Consider the following 16,443-nt stretch of genomic DNA (forward strand, 5'->3'; position numbering starts at 1 on the left):
GTATCTACATTCTTCAATACCTATTGGCAAACGTTCTATAACGTACAATAATCCGGACAATTCTACTTTTTCTTCGGCAATAGAGCCGTAAATTTCTGGTCGCAAAGCCAGTAATGCTTCTCTTAATGTTTCGCCAGAAACCCCCATTGGTTTGTAGAAACCTCTGTTGAATAGGTGGCGCATGGTAACGTACAATCGCTCGATAGCCGAAGACGATTCTTGCGCTCGTGAGCGCGAAATGTTTTTAATTTCCTTCATTAAATTTTTATTTTATAACCAGCAAAGATACTATTTTTATATTTAGTTAGTAAGAATTAGATTTATTGCTGGCTCATACATCATAATTTTGTCAGACGAATCAGCGGCATTATGCTTGGTTTGTCTGTTCCATTTTCCGCCTGAGAAAGTGTATAAAAAAGCTCTTTCTACAAAATTATACATCACAAAAGGGAAATACGTTTTTTGTATTTGTGTTTTATTTGTTTTCGAATCTATAATGGTTTTTTCTAATTTATTTTTTTCTATGATTAGTTTTTCGAATCCAACAAAAAGTCCTCTTTTAGGTATCGTTAAATTAAATTTTTTTACATCGAATAGGCTCTTTTTTGTTCCTTTTTTTACCGAAACAATAAAGTCTTTGTCTAGCATTTCTTCACTAGGAAAACCATTTGAGTCGACGCTATAAAAATGAATTTTTATCGTAGCATTTTCTATTCTACTGTCGGTTTCAATCGTAACACTTTTTATAAATTTTGATTTTTTGTAAGCAGACCGATAAGGAAAAAATTTTGTGTCGATTCTTGGTCCATTATCAAACGATTGATAAATTTGATTATCAGTATCGCCAATTTCTATTTTTTTTGTTTCTAATCTATCTTCGGAAATTACAACCTCATCTAACCGATAACTCATTGGTTTTAAATTTACTACAATGGATTTCGAAGCTTTAATGATTTTCTTTTCAAAACCCAATGCAGAAAATATTAAATTCTTATTTTTTTCGGTCGAATTGATTATAAATTCTCCATTTTCTTCGGTAGTGGTACCAATGTTTTCGTTTTGAATCCAAACACTTACATACGGAATTGGTTTTCCCGAAATACTATCTTTTACAACACCTTTTATTTGGGCGGTGATCGAAAAACTTACTGAAAATAAGCAAATTAAAAATCTATTTTGTATCATAATTTACTTTTTCTAATTTTTGAGCAATGTTTCTATCGTTAGACAATCTTGGGATTTTATTTTGTCCGCCCAATTTCCCGATAGATTTCATATAATCTTGAAAACCGTTTTTATTAACCTTAGTAATTACAAGTGTTCGCAACACATGACCAACTATTAAATCATCATAATATGCGTTTTGTTTTCTCATCGCGTTATCAATCTGCAGCGCAAAATTTTCGATGTTTTCAGGCTCATTTTCGAACTCGATAAACCATTCGTGGTAAGGCAATCCATTTATAGGAGAAATTTGTGGCGCCACCGTAAATTCATTTACACGTACCTGTGTGTTTTGCATAGCTTCTTGCAAAGCGCTTTCTACCTCTTTTCCTATTATATGTTCGCCAAAAGCCGAAATATAATGTTTAATACGTCCTGAAACGATGACGCGATACGGTTTTATAGTAGTAAACTGAACTGTATCGCCAATATTATAAGCCCAAAGTCCTGCATTTGTAGAAATTATTAAAACATAATTTACACCCAATTCGACTTCGCCAATGGTGTGTCTTTTGTAGTTTTCTGCAAAAAACTCATCGGCTTTTACAAATTCATAGAAAATTCCTGAATTTAATAACAGTAACATTCCTTTCTCTTTCTGGGAATCCTGATAGGCAAAAAATCCTTCGGAAGCAGGAAAAAGCTCGATTGAATCTACTTTTCGTCCAATCAAATTTTCGAATTTGGCACGGTAAGGTTGATAATTTACACCGCCGTAAATGAATAGATTAAAGTTTTTAAACAATTCTCCTACTGGTTTTCCGGCTTTATGATGCAATTTTTCGAAATACATTTGCACCCACGAAGGAATGCCTGAAATGACCGTCATGTTCTCATTATATGTTTCTTCGACAACAGTATTTACTTTGGTTTCCCAATCTTCAATACAATTTGTTTCCCAAGATGGCATTCGGTTTTTTTGCAAATATTTCGGAACAAAATGCGCTACGATTCCTGACAATCTTCCTAATTTTATTCCGTTTTTTTCTTCCAGAATTGGGCTTCCTTGCAGGAAAATCATTTTACCATCAACAAAGTCTGCTTTTCCAGTTTCGTTAATATAACTTAAAATTGCGTTTCTTGCCGCTTCGATATGAAACGGCATCGATTCCTTTGTGAGTGGAATATATTTTGCTCCCGAAGTTGTTCCTGATGTTTTAGCAAAATATAATGGTTTTCCCTTCCAAAGAATATTTTTTTCTCCTTTTACAACTTGATCAACATAGGGTTTTAATTCCTCATAATCTCTTATAGGAACTTCTTTGGTAAAGTCTTCAAAATTTTGAATTTTACTAAAATTGTGGTCTTTTCCAAACTTTGTAGCACTTGCTTGATGAATTAAATCTTGAAAAACTTTCTGTTGTGTTTCAATGGGATTTTGAGCCCATTTGAGCGTTTTTTTATGAATTTTTTTTGCAAATTGCTTAGCTAAAAATGATTTTATAGACATTTGTAAAAGGCTTTAGTCTCTTATTTTTTAGTTTTTTTAGCTTCTGCTTCCACTTTTTTTCTGAGTTCGAGTTCTTCTGGTGAAGCATTAAAGTTATATTCGGAAGGATCTACATATTCTGATGCCATGATCGAATCCTTATTCACTTTAGCATATTCTAAATCTCCTGTTAGTACTTTTTTTACAGATTGTATGTAGGCATCATTTTTCTTTAATGCAAACTCTAAAGAATCAGATTTGAGTCCTAAATTTAGTGCGTCTTTTTTAAGTTGAGTCGAAGCATATCCTGGAATATATTCTCGAAGTGGTGTAAATGCTATGATATAACTTGTTATCGAAATAAGAAATATAGCGCCAAGTGTAGCCACAATAAAGACATTAATAATATTGAGTTTGAAAGAAAATTTTTCTTCAAAAGTTTCTTCGTTCAAAATAATCAATCTTCGTTTTGTTTTTATTTTATTGAAAAAGGCTTTTCTTTTTAATCTTTTTTCTGACATAAATTGTAATAATTACAACAAATATAATAATTACAAAGCGTACTTACTTATTTGTAATAATAAATCGTTAAAAAAATAAAGGTTTATTAAATTCTTTGATATCTTTGCTTCATATTTTTTTTAAATTGCGAAAGCATAATTTTATATATCATGGGAAAATTTGGACTTACAGAGATATTAATGATACTGGCAGTTGTTTTATTACTTTTTGGAGGTAAAAAAATTCCAGAATTAATGAAAGGACTTGGTAGCGGAATCAAAGAATTCAAAAATGCTGCCAAAGGCGACGAACCTGCAGATGCTAAAAAAGAAGAAACGAAAGAGTAATTTTTCTTTTAAAAAATTAAATAAATCCCAAATTCATTTATTGAGTTTGGGATTTTTATTTATAATATCATCGTGAGTTGAATACGTTTTCTGTCTTCATCTACTTCGGTGACTTTTACAGTAACATGTTGGTGCAGTTTGACTACTTCATTTACATCGCTCACAAAACCTGCTTTGAGTTGGGAAATGTGAACCAGTCCGCTTTCTTTAGTTCCAATATCTACAAAACAACCAAAATTGGTAATATTATTGACAATTCCTGGTAAAATCATTCCTGTTCGAAGATCTTTTATAGTTTTTACATTAGGGTCAAATTCGAAAACTTTAGCTGATTTTCTTGGATCTAAACCTGGTTTTTCGAGCTCTTTTATAATATCTTTTAGGGTTAATAAACCTATTTCTGGGGTAATATAATTGTCTGGTTTTATTAAAGCTGTTTTTTCTTTATTAGCAATTAAATCATGAACAGAAAGTTTTAAGTCTTTTGCCATTTTCTCTACAATGCCGTAAGCTTCCGGATGTACCGCCGAATTATCTAACGGATTTTTAGCATTCGAAATTCGAATAAAAGCCACACCTTGTTGGTATGCTTTTTCGCCTAATCTTGGTACTTTTTTGAGTTGTTTTCTGTCTTCAAATGGTCCGTTTTCTGAGCGATATTGCACAATGTTTTCGGCTAGTTTTTCACCAATTCCCGATACATAACTCAACAAATGTTTACTGGCGGTATTAATATTTATTCCTACCGAATTCACACAACGAATCACCGTATTGTCTAACTCTTCTTTTAGTTTGGTTTGATCTACATCATGTTGGTATTGTCCTACGCCAATGGCTTTTGGATCAATTTTCACCAATTCTGCCAACGGATCTGACAATCGTCTTCCAATAGAAATCGAACCACGAACCGTAACATCATAATTAGGGAATTCGTCTCTCGCAATTTTTGATGCCGAATATACCGATGCTCCAGCTTCTGAAACTATAAAAACCTGAACTGGCTTGTCAAAGGCTATTTTTTTAATAAAAAATTCAGTTTCTCTCGAAGCCGTTCCGTTTCCTATAGAAATTGCATCAATATTATAAGCATTTACCATCGATTTTATCTTCTTCATCGCCATTGCCGTTTCGTTTTGTGGTGCGTGCGGATAAATCGTTTCGTTGTACAACAAATCTCCTTTTTCGTCGAGACAAACTACTTTACAACCGGAACGAAATCCTGGATCAATAGCCAAAATTCGTTTTTCTCCCAATGGTGGTGCCAATAATAACTGTCCGAGATTATTAGCAAAAACTTGAATCGAATTGGCATCGGCTTTGGCTTTAGCTTCTTGCAATGCTTCATTAGAAATCGCTGGCGTTAGCAATCTTTTGTAACTGTCTTCAATGGCTAATTGCACATGAGAAATGGCAGAACTGTTGTTGTTTTTGATTATAATTTCATCAATTAAATCATACGCTTCATCAATATCAACTTCAATTTTTAATTTGATAAATCCCTCGTTTTCTGCGCGAAGCATCGCTAATAATCTGTGTGAAGCAGCTTTGGTTAAATTCTCGCTCCAATCGAAATATTGATTGAATTTTTGTGCTGCCTCATCATCTTTTTTAGCTTTTGATACCTTTGCGGCTATGTTAGCTTTTCGTTCGTATAATCTTCGCAGTTGTTTACGAACATAAATATTTTCATTAACCCATTCGGCAATAATATCGCGTGCGCCTTGCAGTGCAGCTTCTTCATTTATAACATTATCGTTCAAATATTGCGTAGCCAAGAAATCGACATCATCATTTTTCTGATCCATGATGATTTTTGCAAGTGGTTCTAATCCGTTTTCACGAGCCACATCGGCTTTGGTTTTTTTCTTCTTTTTATATGGTAAATAAAAATCTTCTATTTCTTGCAAATCGAAACTTTCAGAGATTTTTTTATTCAATTCTGGTGTCAGTGCTTTTTGCTCTTCTATCGATTTTAGAATCGCTTCTTTTCTTTTTACAATAACATCATATTCTTTGTTTAATTTTGCGATTTGCTCGATAAAAACCTCATCAAGATTTCCTGTAGTGTCTTTTCGGTAACGAGAAATAAAAGGAATTGTACAATCCTCATTTAATAATTTTACGGTTGCTTCTATATTTTTTGGAGTCGTTGCAACTTGTTTGGTGATAAATTGTATGTTGGTCATTTGGGAATTTTAGATTGTGACATTAGAATTATCAAAAATAATATCTTTGTGCTTATTCAAAAAAATTATGGCTGTTATTTTAATTTATTTTTTTATCATCAATAGCATTGGATTTTTCTTGATTGGTTATGATAAAAAAATGGCTGTTGCGAATAAATATCGAATTCCCGAAAAAATCCTTTTATTAATAGTCTTTTTGGGTGGAATTATTGGTTCTGGATTGGGAATGCTTTTCTTTAGACACAAAACTTCCAAAATCTCTTATTTATTGAAGTTTTTTGGAATTATTGTCATTCAAATTTTATTCTTTTTTTTACTTAAAAACCACTTGAATTAATTTATATACTAAAACAAAAAAGTTGCTTTGTAGAAAGCAACTTTTTGATATTAATAAGAACCATTTAGCTTACTTGTAACACACAATCATCTTGCTCTATCATTGCGTTTTCTTTTAGTAATATTTTGGAAACTATTCCGTTTTTTGTTGAACAAATTGTAGTTTCCATTTTCATGGCTTCTATAACAAATAAAGGCGTATTTTTTTCTACTTTATCGTTTTCATTTACCATGATTTTTACTAATTTTCCTTGTAATGGTGCACCTACATCATTAGGTCCTGAAATTTTAACATTACTTATTTTAGTAGATTTTATAGCATTATCTTTTACAAGAACATTTCTAGTTTGACCATTAATTTGAAAATAAACTTCTCTAAATCCTTCTTCATTTGGTTCACCCATGTATCTGAATTTTATCAAGAGATTTTTTCCCCATGCTAAATTTACCAATACTTCTTCATTAGATTTTAAAGGATAATAAAAAGTGGGTGTTGCTAATTTTTCGACTTTACCGAAATGCTTTCTAAAGGCATAAAAATCGGTAAAAACTTTTGGAAACATGATGTAGGATAATAAATCTTCGGTGGTTAATTTATCATCGAACTTTTCGTGTAATTTTTTTAATTCTAAATCGAAATTAACAGGTTCTAGGTGTGCGTTTGGCTTTTCGGTATATGGCTTTTCGCCTTTTAATATTATTTTTTGAAGTGCCGCGGGAAAGCCACCATATGGTTGTCCTAAATCACCTCTAAATAACTGTTTTATCGATTCTGGAAACGCAAGTGTATCGCCTTTTTCCAATATATCTTTAGCTGTTAGATTATTTGATGTCATAAACAAAGCCATGTCCCCAACTACTTTTGATGACGGTGTAACTTTAACAATATCACCAAACAACTCATTGACTACAACATAATTTTGTTTAATGGTTTCAAATTTGTCTTCCAATCCCAAACCACGAGCTTGTGGCAGAAGGTTAGAATATTGTCCTCCAGGAATTTCGTGATTGTAAACTTCTGCTGTTCCTGCTTTTAATTCACTTTCGAAAGGATAATAATATTCTCTTACAACTTCAAAATAATTAGAATATTCATTTAATTTTTTTAGATCTATTGGGTTTTCTCTTTCTGATCCTTGTAAAGCGGCAACGAGTGAATTAAAATTAGGTTGTGAGGTTAATCCGCTCATAGAAGCTAGCGCAACATCGACCACATCGACACCCGATTCTATTGCTTTTAGATAAGTGGTAGATTGTATAGATGATGTGTCGTGTGTATGCAAATGAATTGGAATAGAAATGTGTTTTTTCAATTCTTTGATTAACACTTCGGCAGCATACGGTTTTAATAGTCCCGCCATATCTTTAATAGCTAACATATGAGCTCCTGCAGCTTCTAATTCTTTGGCTAAATCTACATAATATTGCAGATTAAATTTTGGTCGATCAGGATTTAATATATCTCCTGTGTAACAAATACAAGCTTCGGCAATGGCGTTTGTTTTTTCTCGAACAATTTTAATGCTGTGTCGCATACCTTCAATCCAGTTTAGGGAATCGAAAATTCTAAACACATCAATACCATTTTCGGCACTTTTAATAATAAATTGTTCTAAAACATTGTCTGGATAAGCGGCATAACCTACAGCATTGCTTCCTCTAAAAAGCATTTGCAATAACACATTTGGCGCTGCTTTTCTAATTAATCTTAATCTTTCCCACGGGTCTTCGTGTAGGAAACGCATGGTTACATCAAATGTTGCTCCACCCCATACTTCCATAGAAAATAATTGAGGGAAATTTTTTGCCATTCCTTCGGCTACTTTAAGAATATCATGATTTCTTAGTCGGGTTGCAAAAAGTGATTGGTGTGCATCACGTAAAGTAGTATCTGTAAAAAATATTTTCTTTTCGTTTTTTATATATTCAATAAATTTATCTCTACCAAGCTCATTAAGTAAATCCTTTGTTCCTTTTGGATATTCTTTACTGGTAATTGCGGGAATAATTGGTTTTCTAAAAGTTTTATTGGCATCATAATTTTTAATATCTGGATGGCCGTTTACTTTTAGTTCTGCTAAATATTTTATTAGTTTTGTTCCTCTATCCTGAGAATACTCATATCTTGGGACAAGTAAATGCGGATTGTCTGGGATAAAATTGACGGTTGTTTCTCCATTTCTAAAAGTATCGTTAGACATTACATTTATAAGAAATGGAATGTTAGTTTTTACACCTCTAATTCTAAATTCTTCTAAAGTTCTACGTAAACGATCCGAAGCTCCTTTTAATGTTCTTCCGCTCGATGAAACTTTGACCAACATCGAATCAAAAAAAGGAGAAACTATTACACCCGAATAACAACTTCCTTCATCGAGACGAATTCCGTAACCTCCAGCACTTCTGTATGCGATGATGGTTCCGAAATCTGGTTTAAAATCATTCTCTGGATCTTCGGTTGTGATTCTGCATTGAATAGCCCATCCATTACACTTTATATCATCTTGACTGTGAATAAATATCTGATTGTGTGTAAGCGGATGTCCTGCCGCAATAATAATTTGAGATCGTACAATATCAATTCCGGTTATTTCTTCGGTTATTGTATGTTCGACCTGAATTCTAGGATTTACTTCGATAAAATAAATATTTTCATCTTTATCTACTAAAAATTCTACAGTTCCTGCATTGTTATAATTAACGTGTTTTGCGATTTTTACTGCATAATCAAATAGTCTTTTTTTAGTTTCTGGTTTTAATATCGATGGCGCTACCTCAATTACCTTTTGAAATCTTCTTTGAACCGAACAATCTCTTTCATAAAGATGCACAATATTACCATAATTATCTCCTAGGATTTGAACTTCAATATGTTTAGGGTTGTCTATAAATTTTTCGATAAACATGGTATCATCGCCAAATGCTTTTATGGCTTCGCTTTTCGCATTACCAAAAGACATTTCCATCATATCTGGACCATGAACAACTCGCATACCTCTTCCTCCTCCTCCAGCTGCCGCTTTAAGCATCACTGGATATCCTATTTCTGCGGCTTCAGATAAGGCGTCTTCCACAGAATTTAATGCAATTTTAGAATCTTTAATCAAAGGAACATCGATTGCTCTAGCTACTTTTTTGGCCGCAACTTTATCTCCTAATTGAAGCATTACTTCGACACGTGGTCCTACAAAAATGATTCCTTCCTCAAGGCATCTTCTTGCAAAATCTACATTTTCAGACAAAAATCCATAACCTGGATGTATTGCATCAACTTGATTCTCTTTAGCGACATTGATAATTTCTTCAATATCTAAATAAGGCTTCAGGGCTTCAGATTCATCTCCTATTTGGAAACTTTGGTCGGCTTTATACCTGTGTAAAGAATACCTGTCTTCATAAGTGTAAATAGCTACGGTGTTGATTTTTAATTCTGTAGCCGCTCTTAAAACGCGAATAGCAATTTCGCCCCTGTTTGCAACAAGAAGTTTTTTGATGGTTAGATTTCCAGTCATGTGAAGTAGTAAATTGAGTTGTGTTGATTTTTGGTAAAATTACACAAAAAACAAGAATAAGCTAAAAACATAAAAAAATTATAGTCATTATTATTGAATTATAATAATATCACAATAAAAAACCTTTTTTTTATATAATTATTAAAAATTGTTAAAAATTATATCAATTCAATAAATAACTAATCCTGAACGATAAAATCCTTAGAATCTTCTTTCTGAAATTCAGGTTGAATATTGATGTGGTTAATGTGAAATTTTTCCAACAAAACGGCTTCAATTTTTTCTAATAAAATATTGAATTCACTCATTTTTATATCATCCGAACAATCTAAATGGGCTTCGAGATGCAACTCATGGTCATTGAGATGCCAAACATGAATATGATGTAATTTGTTTACACCCGAAATTTGGTGAACCTGACGCACCAACTCTTTAATATCAATATCTGACGGTGTAAAAAGCATTAACATTTTAGTAGATTCTTTTAGTAAATCGTATCCAACATAAATTAAATACAAAGCAATGGCCAAAGTTAAAGCACTATCTATCCAATAAATTTGATATATTTTCATTAGAATTCCGCCTATTAAAACCGCTAGCGAAGCCATCATGTCGGTAAAAAGATGCACATAAGCCGATTTCATATTGATATTATGTTCTGCGTCTTTTTTAAGCATTAATGCTGAAATACCATTAACTGCAATTCCTAAAATTGACAACCAAATAACCAAATTAGATTTAATTTCTTGTGGATTCGAAAAACGTTGCAAAGCTTCAAATATTAAATAAATCGCCACCACAATAAGTGTTATCGAATTTACGAACGCCGCAATAAGTTCTGCTCGTTTGTAACCAAAAGTCTGGTCTAAAGAAGCTTTTCTTTTTGATAAAACATTGGCTATGTAACTGAAAATTAAAGTTAAAACATCAGAAAAATTATGTAATGCATCGGAAATTAAAGCCAAACTTCCCGAAAGAATACCTCCAATAACTTGCGCTACTGTAATAACAGTATTCAAAACTATCGAAAATAATAGATTTTTACCTTTTACTTCGTAATGTGAATGGTTATGGCTCATTTTAGATTATTCTATTTTTGGATTTTTGGATTATTCGAATAATCTAATAATCGATTCTTAACAACTTATTTTTCCCACTCTCGTAGCATGTCTTCCTCCTTCAAAATCAGTAGTTAAGAAAACATCTACCATTTCAATAGCTTGTTGAATTGAAGTATATCTTGCTGGAATACTTATAATATTAGCATCATTATGTTGTCGAGCTAAAGCAGCAATTTCTTTAATCCAACATAAAGCAGCGCGAATTCCTTGGTGTTTGTTGGCTGACATGGCGATTCCGTTTCCGCTTCCGCAAATGATAATACCAAAATCGGCTTTTCCTTCAGAAACATCAGTGGCAACTTTATGACCAAAATCTGGATAATCGACACTGTCAAAAGTATCTGTTCCGTGGTTTGTTATAGTATGTCCTTTTTGTTCTAAAAACTGAACAATCTCTTTTTTGTAATCTGGTCCTGCGTGGTCGTTTCCGATAGATATTTTCATTGTAGTTGTGTTTGTGGTTACAAATTTAAGGAAAGATATGTAGATTTGCTTCTATGTTGTTTTGTTTATTCAACTAAAATATAAAATAAACTAATTAACTGTAAATCAGTTGTTTTTAATAATATATATGTTAAAATTTTACATTGTTAATAACCAAACGTAATTCCTTGATATTCAGTTAACGATAACTTAACAACTTTTGTTGACAACTTTAGAAAGAATTTTAGAAGTTTTTTTTGGAAGTTTAATTTTAAATTGTAATCCAAAACCAAGAATGAAAATCCTAATTTAGTTTCGAGTTTTTTTGTAAAACTTATCAATACAAAAAATTGGTTTATCAACAAAAAATTAAAAAATTCTTATTTACAAAAACTATAGTTTTATAATTACTAACAGTTGTTAATAGCTTTTTAAAATCAGTTTAAAATCAATATTTTAAGTATTTAAAAGTATGTTGATAAGTCATTATAAAAACTTACAACTCAAAAAAAACACAAAATAAACTAAAGTTATAGTAACTATTAACACGCTATAATAACCACCAATAAATTATTTAAATTTAAATTTTCTTTTTGTATTATTTAATAAATGTTGACAACTTTGAAAAAGACAAAGAGATAATAGATTGATAGATGAAAGACTAAAAAAAATATAGATGTTAGTATTTATCTATTATCTATCCGTCTATTATCTTTTCATCTCTCCTCAAAAAGTTATATTTTATTTAAATCTGAAATCTAAATTCTGAAATCTAATATCTTATTCGTAAATTTCAACTTTATAAAAATGAATTATGAGTAAAATGCCAAAAAAGTTTGGAAAAAATGAGAAAGATTTCTCAACAAAGATTTTAAAAGTACTATCACAAAACGCGAATAAACCTTTTAATTATAAACAAATTTCAGCACTTCTAGAAGTAGATGATACTAAAAGTAGAAATGAAATTATTAAGGATTTAAAAATCCTAGCTTCACAAAAAAAAATTGTAGAAACCGAACCTGGAAAATATCTAGTAAAAGGAATTTCACAAGATTATTATGAAGGAAAAATAGACATGACTTCTCGAAAAACAGCTTATTTTGTTTGTCCTGATTTCGGAGAAGATGTATTTATACCAACCAATAACTTAAATCACGCTTTAGATAAAGACATTGTAAAAGTATATGTCTATAACCGAAGAAAAGGAAAACGTCCTGAAGGAGAAGTTATAGAAGTCGTAGAACGAGCTAAAACAGATTTCGTAGGTGTTATAGATATTCAGAAGAATTTTGCGTTTGTAAGTACTGCAAATCCTAAAATGTACACGGATATTTTTATTCCATTAGCAAAAATTGGAGAAGCACAACAAGGCGATGTCGTTTTAGTGCATATTGAAGATTGGCCTAAAAAAGCAGATTCTCCTTTTGGAACCGTAACTAAAGTTTTAGGAAAACCAGGAGAACACAACACCGAAATTCATGCTATTTTGGCTGAATATGGTTTGCCTGCTGAATTCCCTGTAGAAGTAGAAGTTTTTGCACAAAAAATAGATACTTCTATTCAAGAAGATGAAATTGCTAAGCGTCGTGATATGCGACAAACATTAACTTTTACTATCGATCCTAAAGATGCTAAAGATTTTGATGATGCACTTTCGTTTAAAAAACTAGAAAACGGAAACTACGAAATTGGTATTCACATTGCCGATGTTTCTCATTATCTACAAGAAGGAACAATCCTAGATGATGAAGCGTATCAACGTGCAACTTCAGTATATTTAGTAGATCGTGTTGTACCAATGTTACCTGAAGTATTGTCAAATTTTGCTTGTTCTTTAAGACCAAATGAAGAAAAATATACGTTTTCAGCTATTTTCGAAATCGATGAAAAAGCAACCGTTATCAACCAATGGTTTGGAAGAACAGTAATCGATTCTAACCAACGTTTTGCATACGAAGAAGCGCAGTATATTATAGAAACAAAAGACAATACAATTCCTGTCGAAACTTCGATTACAGGAAGTTCTTATGTAGTTTCTGATGAAATTGTAGCGGCAACTTTAAAACTAGATGAATTAGCAAAAATTATGCGTCGCAAACGTATGAATGATGGCGCTATTTCTTTTGATAAAGTTGAAGTAAAGTTTAACTTAAGTGAAGACGGAGAACCAGAAGGTGTCTTTTTTAAAGTTTCAAAAGATGCCAATCATCTTATTGAAGAATTCATGCTTTTAGCTAATAGAAAAGTAGCTGAATATATTGGCAAACAAAAGAAAACGTTTATTTACAGAATTCATGATGAACCAAATGAAGATAAATTGTTTGCGATGCAAGCTGTTATTGCAAAATTTGGTTATAAAATAGATTTTAGAGGTGGTGAAATATCGAAAGCATTGAATCAATTAATGGAAGATGTAAATGGAAAAAAAGAGCAAAATCTTATTGATACTTTAGCGATTCGAACGATGAGTAAAGCTAAATATTCGACTGATAATATTGGTCATTACGGATTAGCTTTCGATTATTATTCTCATTTTACTTCACCAATTCGTCGTTATCCAGACGTTATGGTACATCGTTTGTTGCAATTTTATTTAGATGGAGGAAAATCTGTCGACGAAGAAACGTACGAAACAAAATGCCAACATTCTTCAAATATGGAAGGTTTAGCTACTAATGCAGAACGTGATTCTATAAAATATATGCAAGTAAAATACATGCAAAACCACCAAGATCAAGAGTTTTTAGGTGTTATTTCTGGTGTGACCGAATGGGGAATTTATGTAGAAATCATCGAAAATAAATGCGAAGGAATGGTTCGTATTCGTGATATAAAAGATGATTATTATACTTTCGATGAAAAACAATATGCTTTAGTTGGCGAAATTTCTAAATCTTTATTACAATTAGGTGACGAAGTTTGGGTTAAAGTAAAAAATGCCGATTTAGTGAAGAAACAGTTAGATTTTAATTTTTTAAGAAGAAAAGAATAATTAATTATGAAAAAATTATTTATAATCCCATTTTTAGTGGTAACTAACTTAATTACAGCACAAGTAACAAAAAATGTTGGCGATTTTACTAAAGTTACAGCTTTCGATAAAATTTCAGTTCAATTAATACAATCAACTGAAAATAAGATAGAACTAAAAGGAAAATTCGAAAATGAAGCTGAAATTGTAAACAATAATGGCGAGTTAAAAATAAGACTTCCAATAGGAAATTTTTTAAATGGAGAAGATTTAATTGTACGTGTTTATTTTACAAAAATAGAAGGATTAGAAGCTAATGAAGGTTCTTACGTTTCTTGTGATACCGAAATTAAAGCATTAGATTTTAGTCTTATCGCAAAAGAAGGATCTCAAATAAAAGTAATTGTCGATGCACAAAGAATTGCAGTAAGATCCTATAATGGTTCTGTCATAAAACTATCCGGAAAAGCACAAAATTTAGATGCAGTTACTAACTCTGGAGGAAAACTAGAAGCAGAAAAATGCATTACTTCTCAAACTATAGTTTCTGTTAATGCAGGAGGATTTTCCGATGTGTTTGCTACCGATTTAGTAGATGCAAAAACAAGAGCTGGAGGCACAATAACTATTTACGGAAACCCAAAACAAGTGAATGAGAAAAAAGTTTTAGGCGGGCATATCGTAATAAGTAAACGTTAGTTTAATTTTTAAAATTTAAATTCTAACTTGCGTCATCTGAGTATTAACTAAAAAAATTTTATGATTCAATATATTTTAGGCAACGGAATCCCATTAGGAATATTTTTAAGTTTCATGATAGGACCTGTTTTTTTCGTGCTTCTAGAAATTAGTATAACAAAAGGTTTTCGTGCTGCTTTAATCTTTGATTTAGGTGTTATTTTAGCCGATGTTTTTTTTATAGGCGTAGCTTATTTGGGAAGTTACAGATTAATTCAGAGTTTAAAAGATGATCCAGCGTTATTTATTTTTGGTGGAATTATCATGGTAACTTATGGTCTAATTTCGTATTTTAAATTACGTAAAGCACACAAAGCAGAAGTCGAAGAAGAAGCGGTCGAATTGATAAAAAAAGATTATTTAAACCTATTTATAAAAGGATTTTTACTCAACTTCATCAACATTGGAGTTCTAGGTTTTTGGTTATTAATCATTATTACTTTTGTACCTAAAATGCATATGGATCTTTCTAATGTGATTTGGTTTTTTACCACCGTAATTATCACTTATATCATTACTGATATTGGTAAAATACTTTTATCCAAGCAATTAAGAAACAAATTAACTACAGAAAACATTATTAAAATTAAAAAACTAAGCAGTATTTTATTGATTATTTTTGGTGCTTTTTTGCTTTCTCAAGGTTGGTTTCCTAGCGACAAAACTTTTGTTACTAATACGATTGAGAAGATTGAGAAGAAGTAATTTACTTATAAACTTACTTCATAAAACTATATATTTATGAAAAAATTATTTGCATTACTATTATTGCCACTATCATTTTACGCCCAAAATGATTCGATACATACAGTAAAACCTAACCTTTCTTTAATAAGTTTAAACCATTTAAATGTTGTTTATAGAGGAATTTATAATCCTATTTCTCTTGCTGTAAAAGACTCAAAACCATTTAAAATAAAAGGTGATGCCCTTACTCAAGATGAAAACGGATTATATAATATTAAACCAAAATTCGGGAATACAACCAAGGTTTTGGTCGAAATAGAAACTTCCGACAGTACAAATGTTTATGAAGAACACACGTTTAAAATAAAAGACCTTCCTTCAGCTGTCTTACTCGTTAATCAGAAAGGTTGTATAAACAGCGATTGTACATTAGAGATTCCAAATAAAGAATTACTAAACGCAGAAATAACGATTAAATTAATAGATTTTTTAATAGATTATAACATTACCGTAACGAGCTTTAGAATTTATTTAACCAACGAAAATGGTGATACTTTAGCTAGTTTTGATTTACAAGGAAATAAAATTTCTAAGGAGATTTATGATGAAATAAACAACAATAATAAAGGAACACTAATTATTATTCATAAAATTACCTTTACCTCAAATTTAAACTTGTCAATTGCTAAAACACCAATCATAAAAATAAGGAAAATCGCTTCAAAAATTAAGATTTAAGTCAGTAATACTCAAAATTTAAACATAAAAAAACCTCCAAATTTCTTTTAAGGTTTTAGAGGCATCTCCCGAAGCTTCGGGACGGATTCGAACCATATATTTAATTAATTTTTTCTAAAAATCATCCATAAAAAAAAGAGACACATTTCTGTATCTCTTCTTGAGGCATCGTCCGGATTCGAACCGGAGTAGGAGCTTTTGCAGAGCCCAGCCTAGCCGCTCGGCCACGA

General features: G+C 31.4%; 13 protein-coding genes and 1 pseudogene. 6 read left to right on the top strand and 8 right to left on the bottom strand.

The genetic code is table 11. The features are described 5' to 3' along the window. The 4 genes and pseudogenes from ACH2BP_RS03320 to ACH2BP_RS03335 all read right to left on the bottom strand — a co-directional run. Nucleotides 1-258, bottom strand: a pseudogene (locus ACH2BP_RS03320) (hypothetical protein); the annotation flags it as partial. 42 nt (nucleotides 259-300) lie between these two features. Further along, nucleotides 301-1,185 carry a carboxypeptidase-like regulatory domain-containing protein gene (locus ACH2BP_RS03325; RefSeq protein ID WP_395056987.1) on the bottom strand — a complete coding sequence of 295 codons (885 nt, stop codon included), beginning with the start codon at nucleotides 1,183-1,185 and terminating at the stop codon, nucleotides 301-303. Further along, nucleotides 1,172-2,674 carry a GH3 auxin-responsive promoter family protein gene (locus tag ACH2BP_RS03330; protein WP_395056989.1) on the bottom strand — a complete coding sequence of 501 codons (1,503 nt, stop codon included), beginning with the start codon at nucleotides 2,672-2,674 and terminating at the stop codon, nucleotides 1,172-1,174. The genes ACH2BP_RS03325 and ACH2BP_RS03330 overlap by 14 nt, the downstream gene beginning before the upstream one ends. A 20-nt stretch (nucleotides 2,675-2,694) precedes the next feature. After that, nucleotides 2,695-3,174 (bottom strand): peptidase, encoded by a 480-nt coding sequence (locus ACH2BP_RS03335; RefSeq protein ID WP_395056991.1) that lies wholly within the window; start codon nucleotides 3,172-3,174, stop codon nucleotides 2,695-2,697. 150 nt (nucleotides 3,175-3,324) lie between these two features. Here ACH2BP_RS03335 and ACH2BP_RS03340 point away from each other — a divergent pair, with 150 nt between their 5' ends. Next, complete coding sequence (locus ACH2BP_RS03340; protein ID WP_395056993.1) at nucleotides 3,325-3,501, top strand: twin-arginine translocase TatA/TatE family subunit; 177 nt, start codon at nucleotides 3,325-3,327, stop codon at nucleotides 3,499-3,501. A gap of 59 nt (nucleotides 3,502-3,560) precedes the next feature. Here ACH2BP_RS03340 and ACH2BP_RS03345 read toward each other — a convergent pair whose 3' ends face one another. Then, the gene (locus tag ACH2BP_RS03345) at nucleotides 3,561-5,687 is read right to left on the bottom strand and encodes a Tex family protein (RefSeq protein WP_395056995.1); all 2,127 of its coding nucleotides are present in this window, start codon (nucleotides 5,685-5,687) and stop codon (nucleotides 3,561-3,563) included. Between the two features lie 67 nt (nucleotides 5,688-5,754). On the opposite strand from ACH2BP_RS03345, the gene ACH2BP_RS03350 reads away from it, so the two are divergent. Continuing rightward, on the top strand, nucleotides 5,755-6,024 hold the full coding sequence (locus ACH2BP_RS03350) for a DUF1294 domain-containing protein (protein ID WP_395056997.1): 270 nt from the start codon (nucleotides 5,755-5,757) through the stop codon (nucleotides 6,022-6,024). Nucleotides 6,025-6,088: 64 nt separating this feature from the next. Here the strand turns inward: ACH2BP_RS03350 and ACH2BP_RS03355 are convergent, their stop codons facing one another. From ACH2BP_RS03355 to rpiB, 3 genes are all read right to left on the bottom strand, one after another. Further along, complete coding sequence (locus ACH2BP_RS03355; RefSeq protein WP_395056999.1) at nucleotides 6,089-9,535, bottom strand: pyruvate carboxylase; 3,447 nt, start codon at nucleotides 9,533-9,535, stop codon at nucleotides 6,089-6,091. 179 nt (nucleotides 9,536-9,714) lie between these two features. Then, nucleotides 9,715-10,614 (bottom strand): cation diffusion facilitator family transporter, encoded by a 900-nt coding sequence (locus ACH2BP_RS03360; protein WP_395057001.1) that lies wholly within the window; start codon nucleotides 10,612-10,614, stop codon nucleotides 9,715-9,717. Nucleotides 10,615-10,671: 57 nt separating this feature from the next. Beyond that, nucleotides 10,672-11,100 carry a ribose 5-phosphate isomerase B gene (gene rpiB / locus ACH2BP_RS03365; protein WP_395057003.1) on the bottom strand — a complete coding sequence of 143 codons (429 nt, stop codon included), beginning with the start codon at nucleotides 11,098-11,100 and terminating at the stop codon, nucleotides 10,672-10,674. A gap of 793 nt (nucleotides 11,101-11,893) precedes the next feature. Between rpiB and rnr the strand changes: the two genes are divergently transcribed. The 4 genes from rnr to ACH2BP_RS03385 are packed head-to-tail and all read left to right on the top strand — an operon-like array spanning nucleotide 11,894 to nucleotide 16,213. Beyond that, nucleotides 11,894-14,071 carry a ribonuclease R gene (gene rnr, locus ACH2BP_RS03370; protein ID WP_395057005.1) on the top strand — a complete coding sequence of 726 codons (2,178 nt, stop codon included), beginning with the start codon at nucleotides 11,894-11,896 and terminating at the stop codon, nucleotides 14,069-14,071. A gap of 6 nt (nucleotides 14,072-14,077) precedes the next feature. Continuing rightward, nucleotides 14,078-14,749, top strand: a complete 672-nt coding sequence (locus ACH2BP_RS03375; protein WP_395057007.1) for a head GIN domain-containing protein — start codon at nucleotides 14,078-14,080, stop codon at nucleotides 14,747-14,749. Between the two features lie 60 nt (nucleotides 14,750-14,809). Continuing rightward, nucleotides 14,810-15,493 (top strand): LysE family translocator, encoded by a 684-nt coding sequence (locus ACH2BP_RS03380; RefSeq protein WP_395057009.1) that lies wholly within the window; start codon nucleotides 14,810-14,812, stop codon nucleotides 15,491-15,493. A 36-nt stretch (nucleotides 15,494-15,529) separates the two neighbouring features. After that, the gene (locus tag ACH2BP_RS03385) at nucleotides 15,530-16,213 is read left to right on the top strand and encodes a GldM family protein (RefSeq protein ID WP_395057011.1); all 684 of its coding nucleotides are present in this window, start codon (nucleotides 15,530-15,532) and stop codon (nucleotides 16,211-16,213) included. Nucleotides 16,214-16,443: the final 230 nt, after the last annotated feature.

The organism is Flavobacterium sp. (assembly GCF_043756175.1).
Taxonomy (GTDB): Bacteria; Bacteroidota; Bacteroidia; order Flavobacteriales; family Flavobacteriaceae; genus Flavobacterium.

Bases quoted from the DNA above. Each gene is read 5' to 3' on its own strand.
- ACH2BP_RS03325 (WP_395056987.1), bottom strand. From the start codon at position 1,185: ATGATACAAAATAGATTTTTAATTTGCTTATTTTCAGTAAGTTTTTCG.
- ACH2BP_RS03330 (WP_395056989.1), bottom strand. From the start codon at position 2,674: ATGTCTATAAAATCATTTTTAGCTAAGCAATTTGCAAAAAAAATTCAT.
- ACH2BP_RS03335 (WP_395056991.1), bottom strand. From the start codon at position 3,174: ATGTCAGAAAAAAGATTAAAAAGAAAAGCCTTTTTCAATAAAATAAAA.
- ACH2BP_RS03340 (WP_395056993.1), top strand. From the start codon at position 3,325: ATGGGAAAATTTGGACTTACAGAGATATTAATGATACTGGCAGTTGTT.
- ACH2BP_RS03345 (WP_395056995.1), bottom strand. From the start codon at position 5,687: ATGACCAACATACAATTTATCACCAAACAAGTTGCAACGACTCCAAAA.
- ACH2BP_RS03350 (WP_395056997.1), top strand. From the start codon at position 5,755: ATGGCTGTTATTTTAATTTATTTTTTTATCATCAATAGCATTGGATTT.
- ACH2BP_RS03355 (WP_395056999.1), bottom strand. From the start codon at position 9,535: ATGACTGGAAATCTAACCATCAAAAAACTTCTTGTTGCAAACAGGGGC.
- ACH2BP_RS03360 (WP_395057001.1), bottom strand. From the start codon at position 10,614: ATGAGCCATAACCATTCACATTACGAAGTAAAAGGTAAAAATCTATTA.
- rpiB (WP_395057003.1), bottom strand. From the start codon at position 11,100: ATGAAAATATCTATCGGAAACGACCACGCAGGACCAGATTACAAAAAA.
- rnr (WP_395057005.1), top strand. From the start codon at position 11,894: ATGAGTAAAATGCCAAAAAAGTTTGGAAAAAATGAGAAAGATTTCTCA.
- ACH2BP_RS03375 (WP_395057007.1), top strand. From the start codon at position 14,078: ATGAAAAAATTATTTATAATCCCATTTTTAGTGGTAACTAACTTAATT.
- ACH2BP_RS03380 (WP_395057009.1), top strand. From the start codon at position 14,810: ATGATTCAATATATTTTAGGCAACGGAATCCCATTAGGAATATTTTTA.
- ACH2BP_RS03385 (WP_395057011.1), top strand. From the start codon at position 15,530: ATGAAAAAATTATTTGCATTACTATTATTGCCACTATCATTTTACGCC.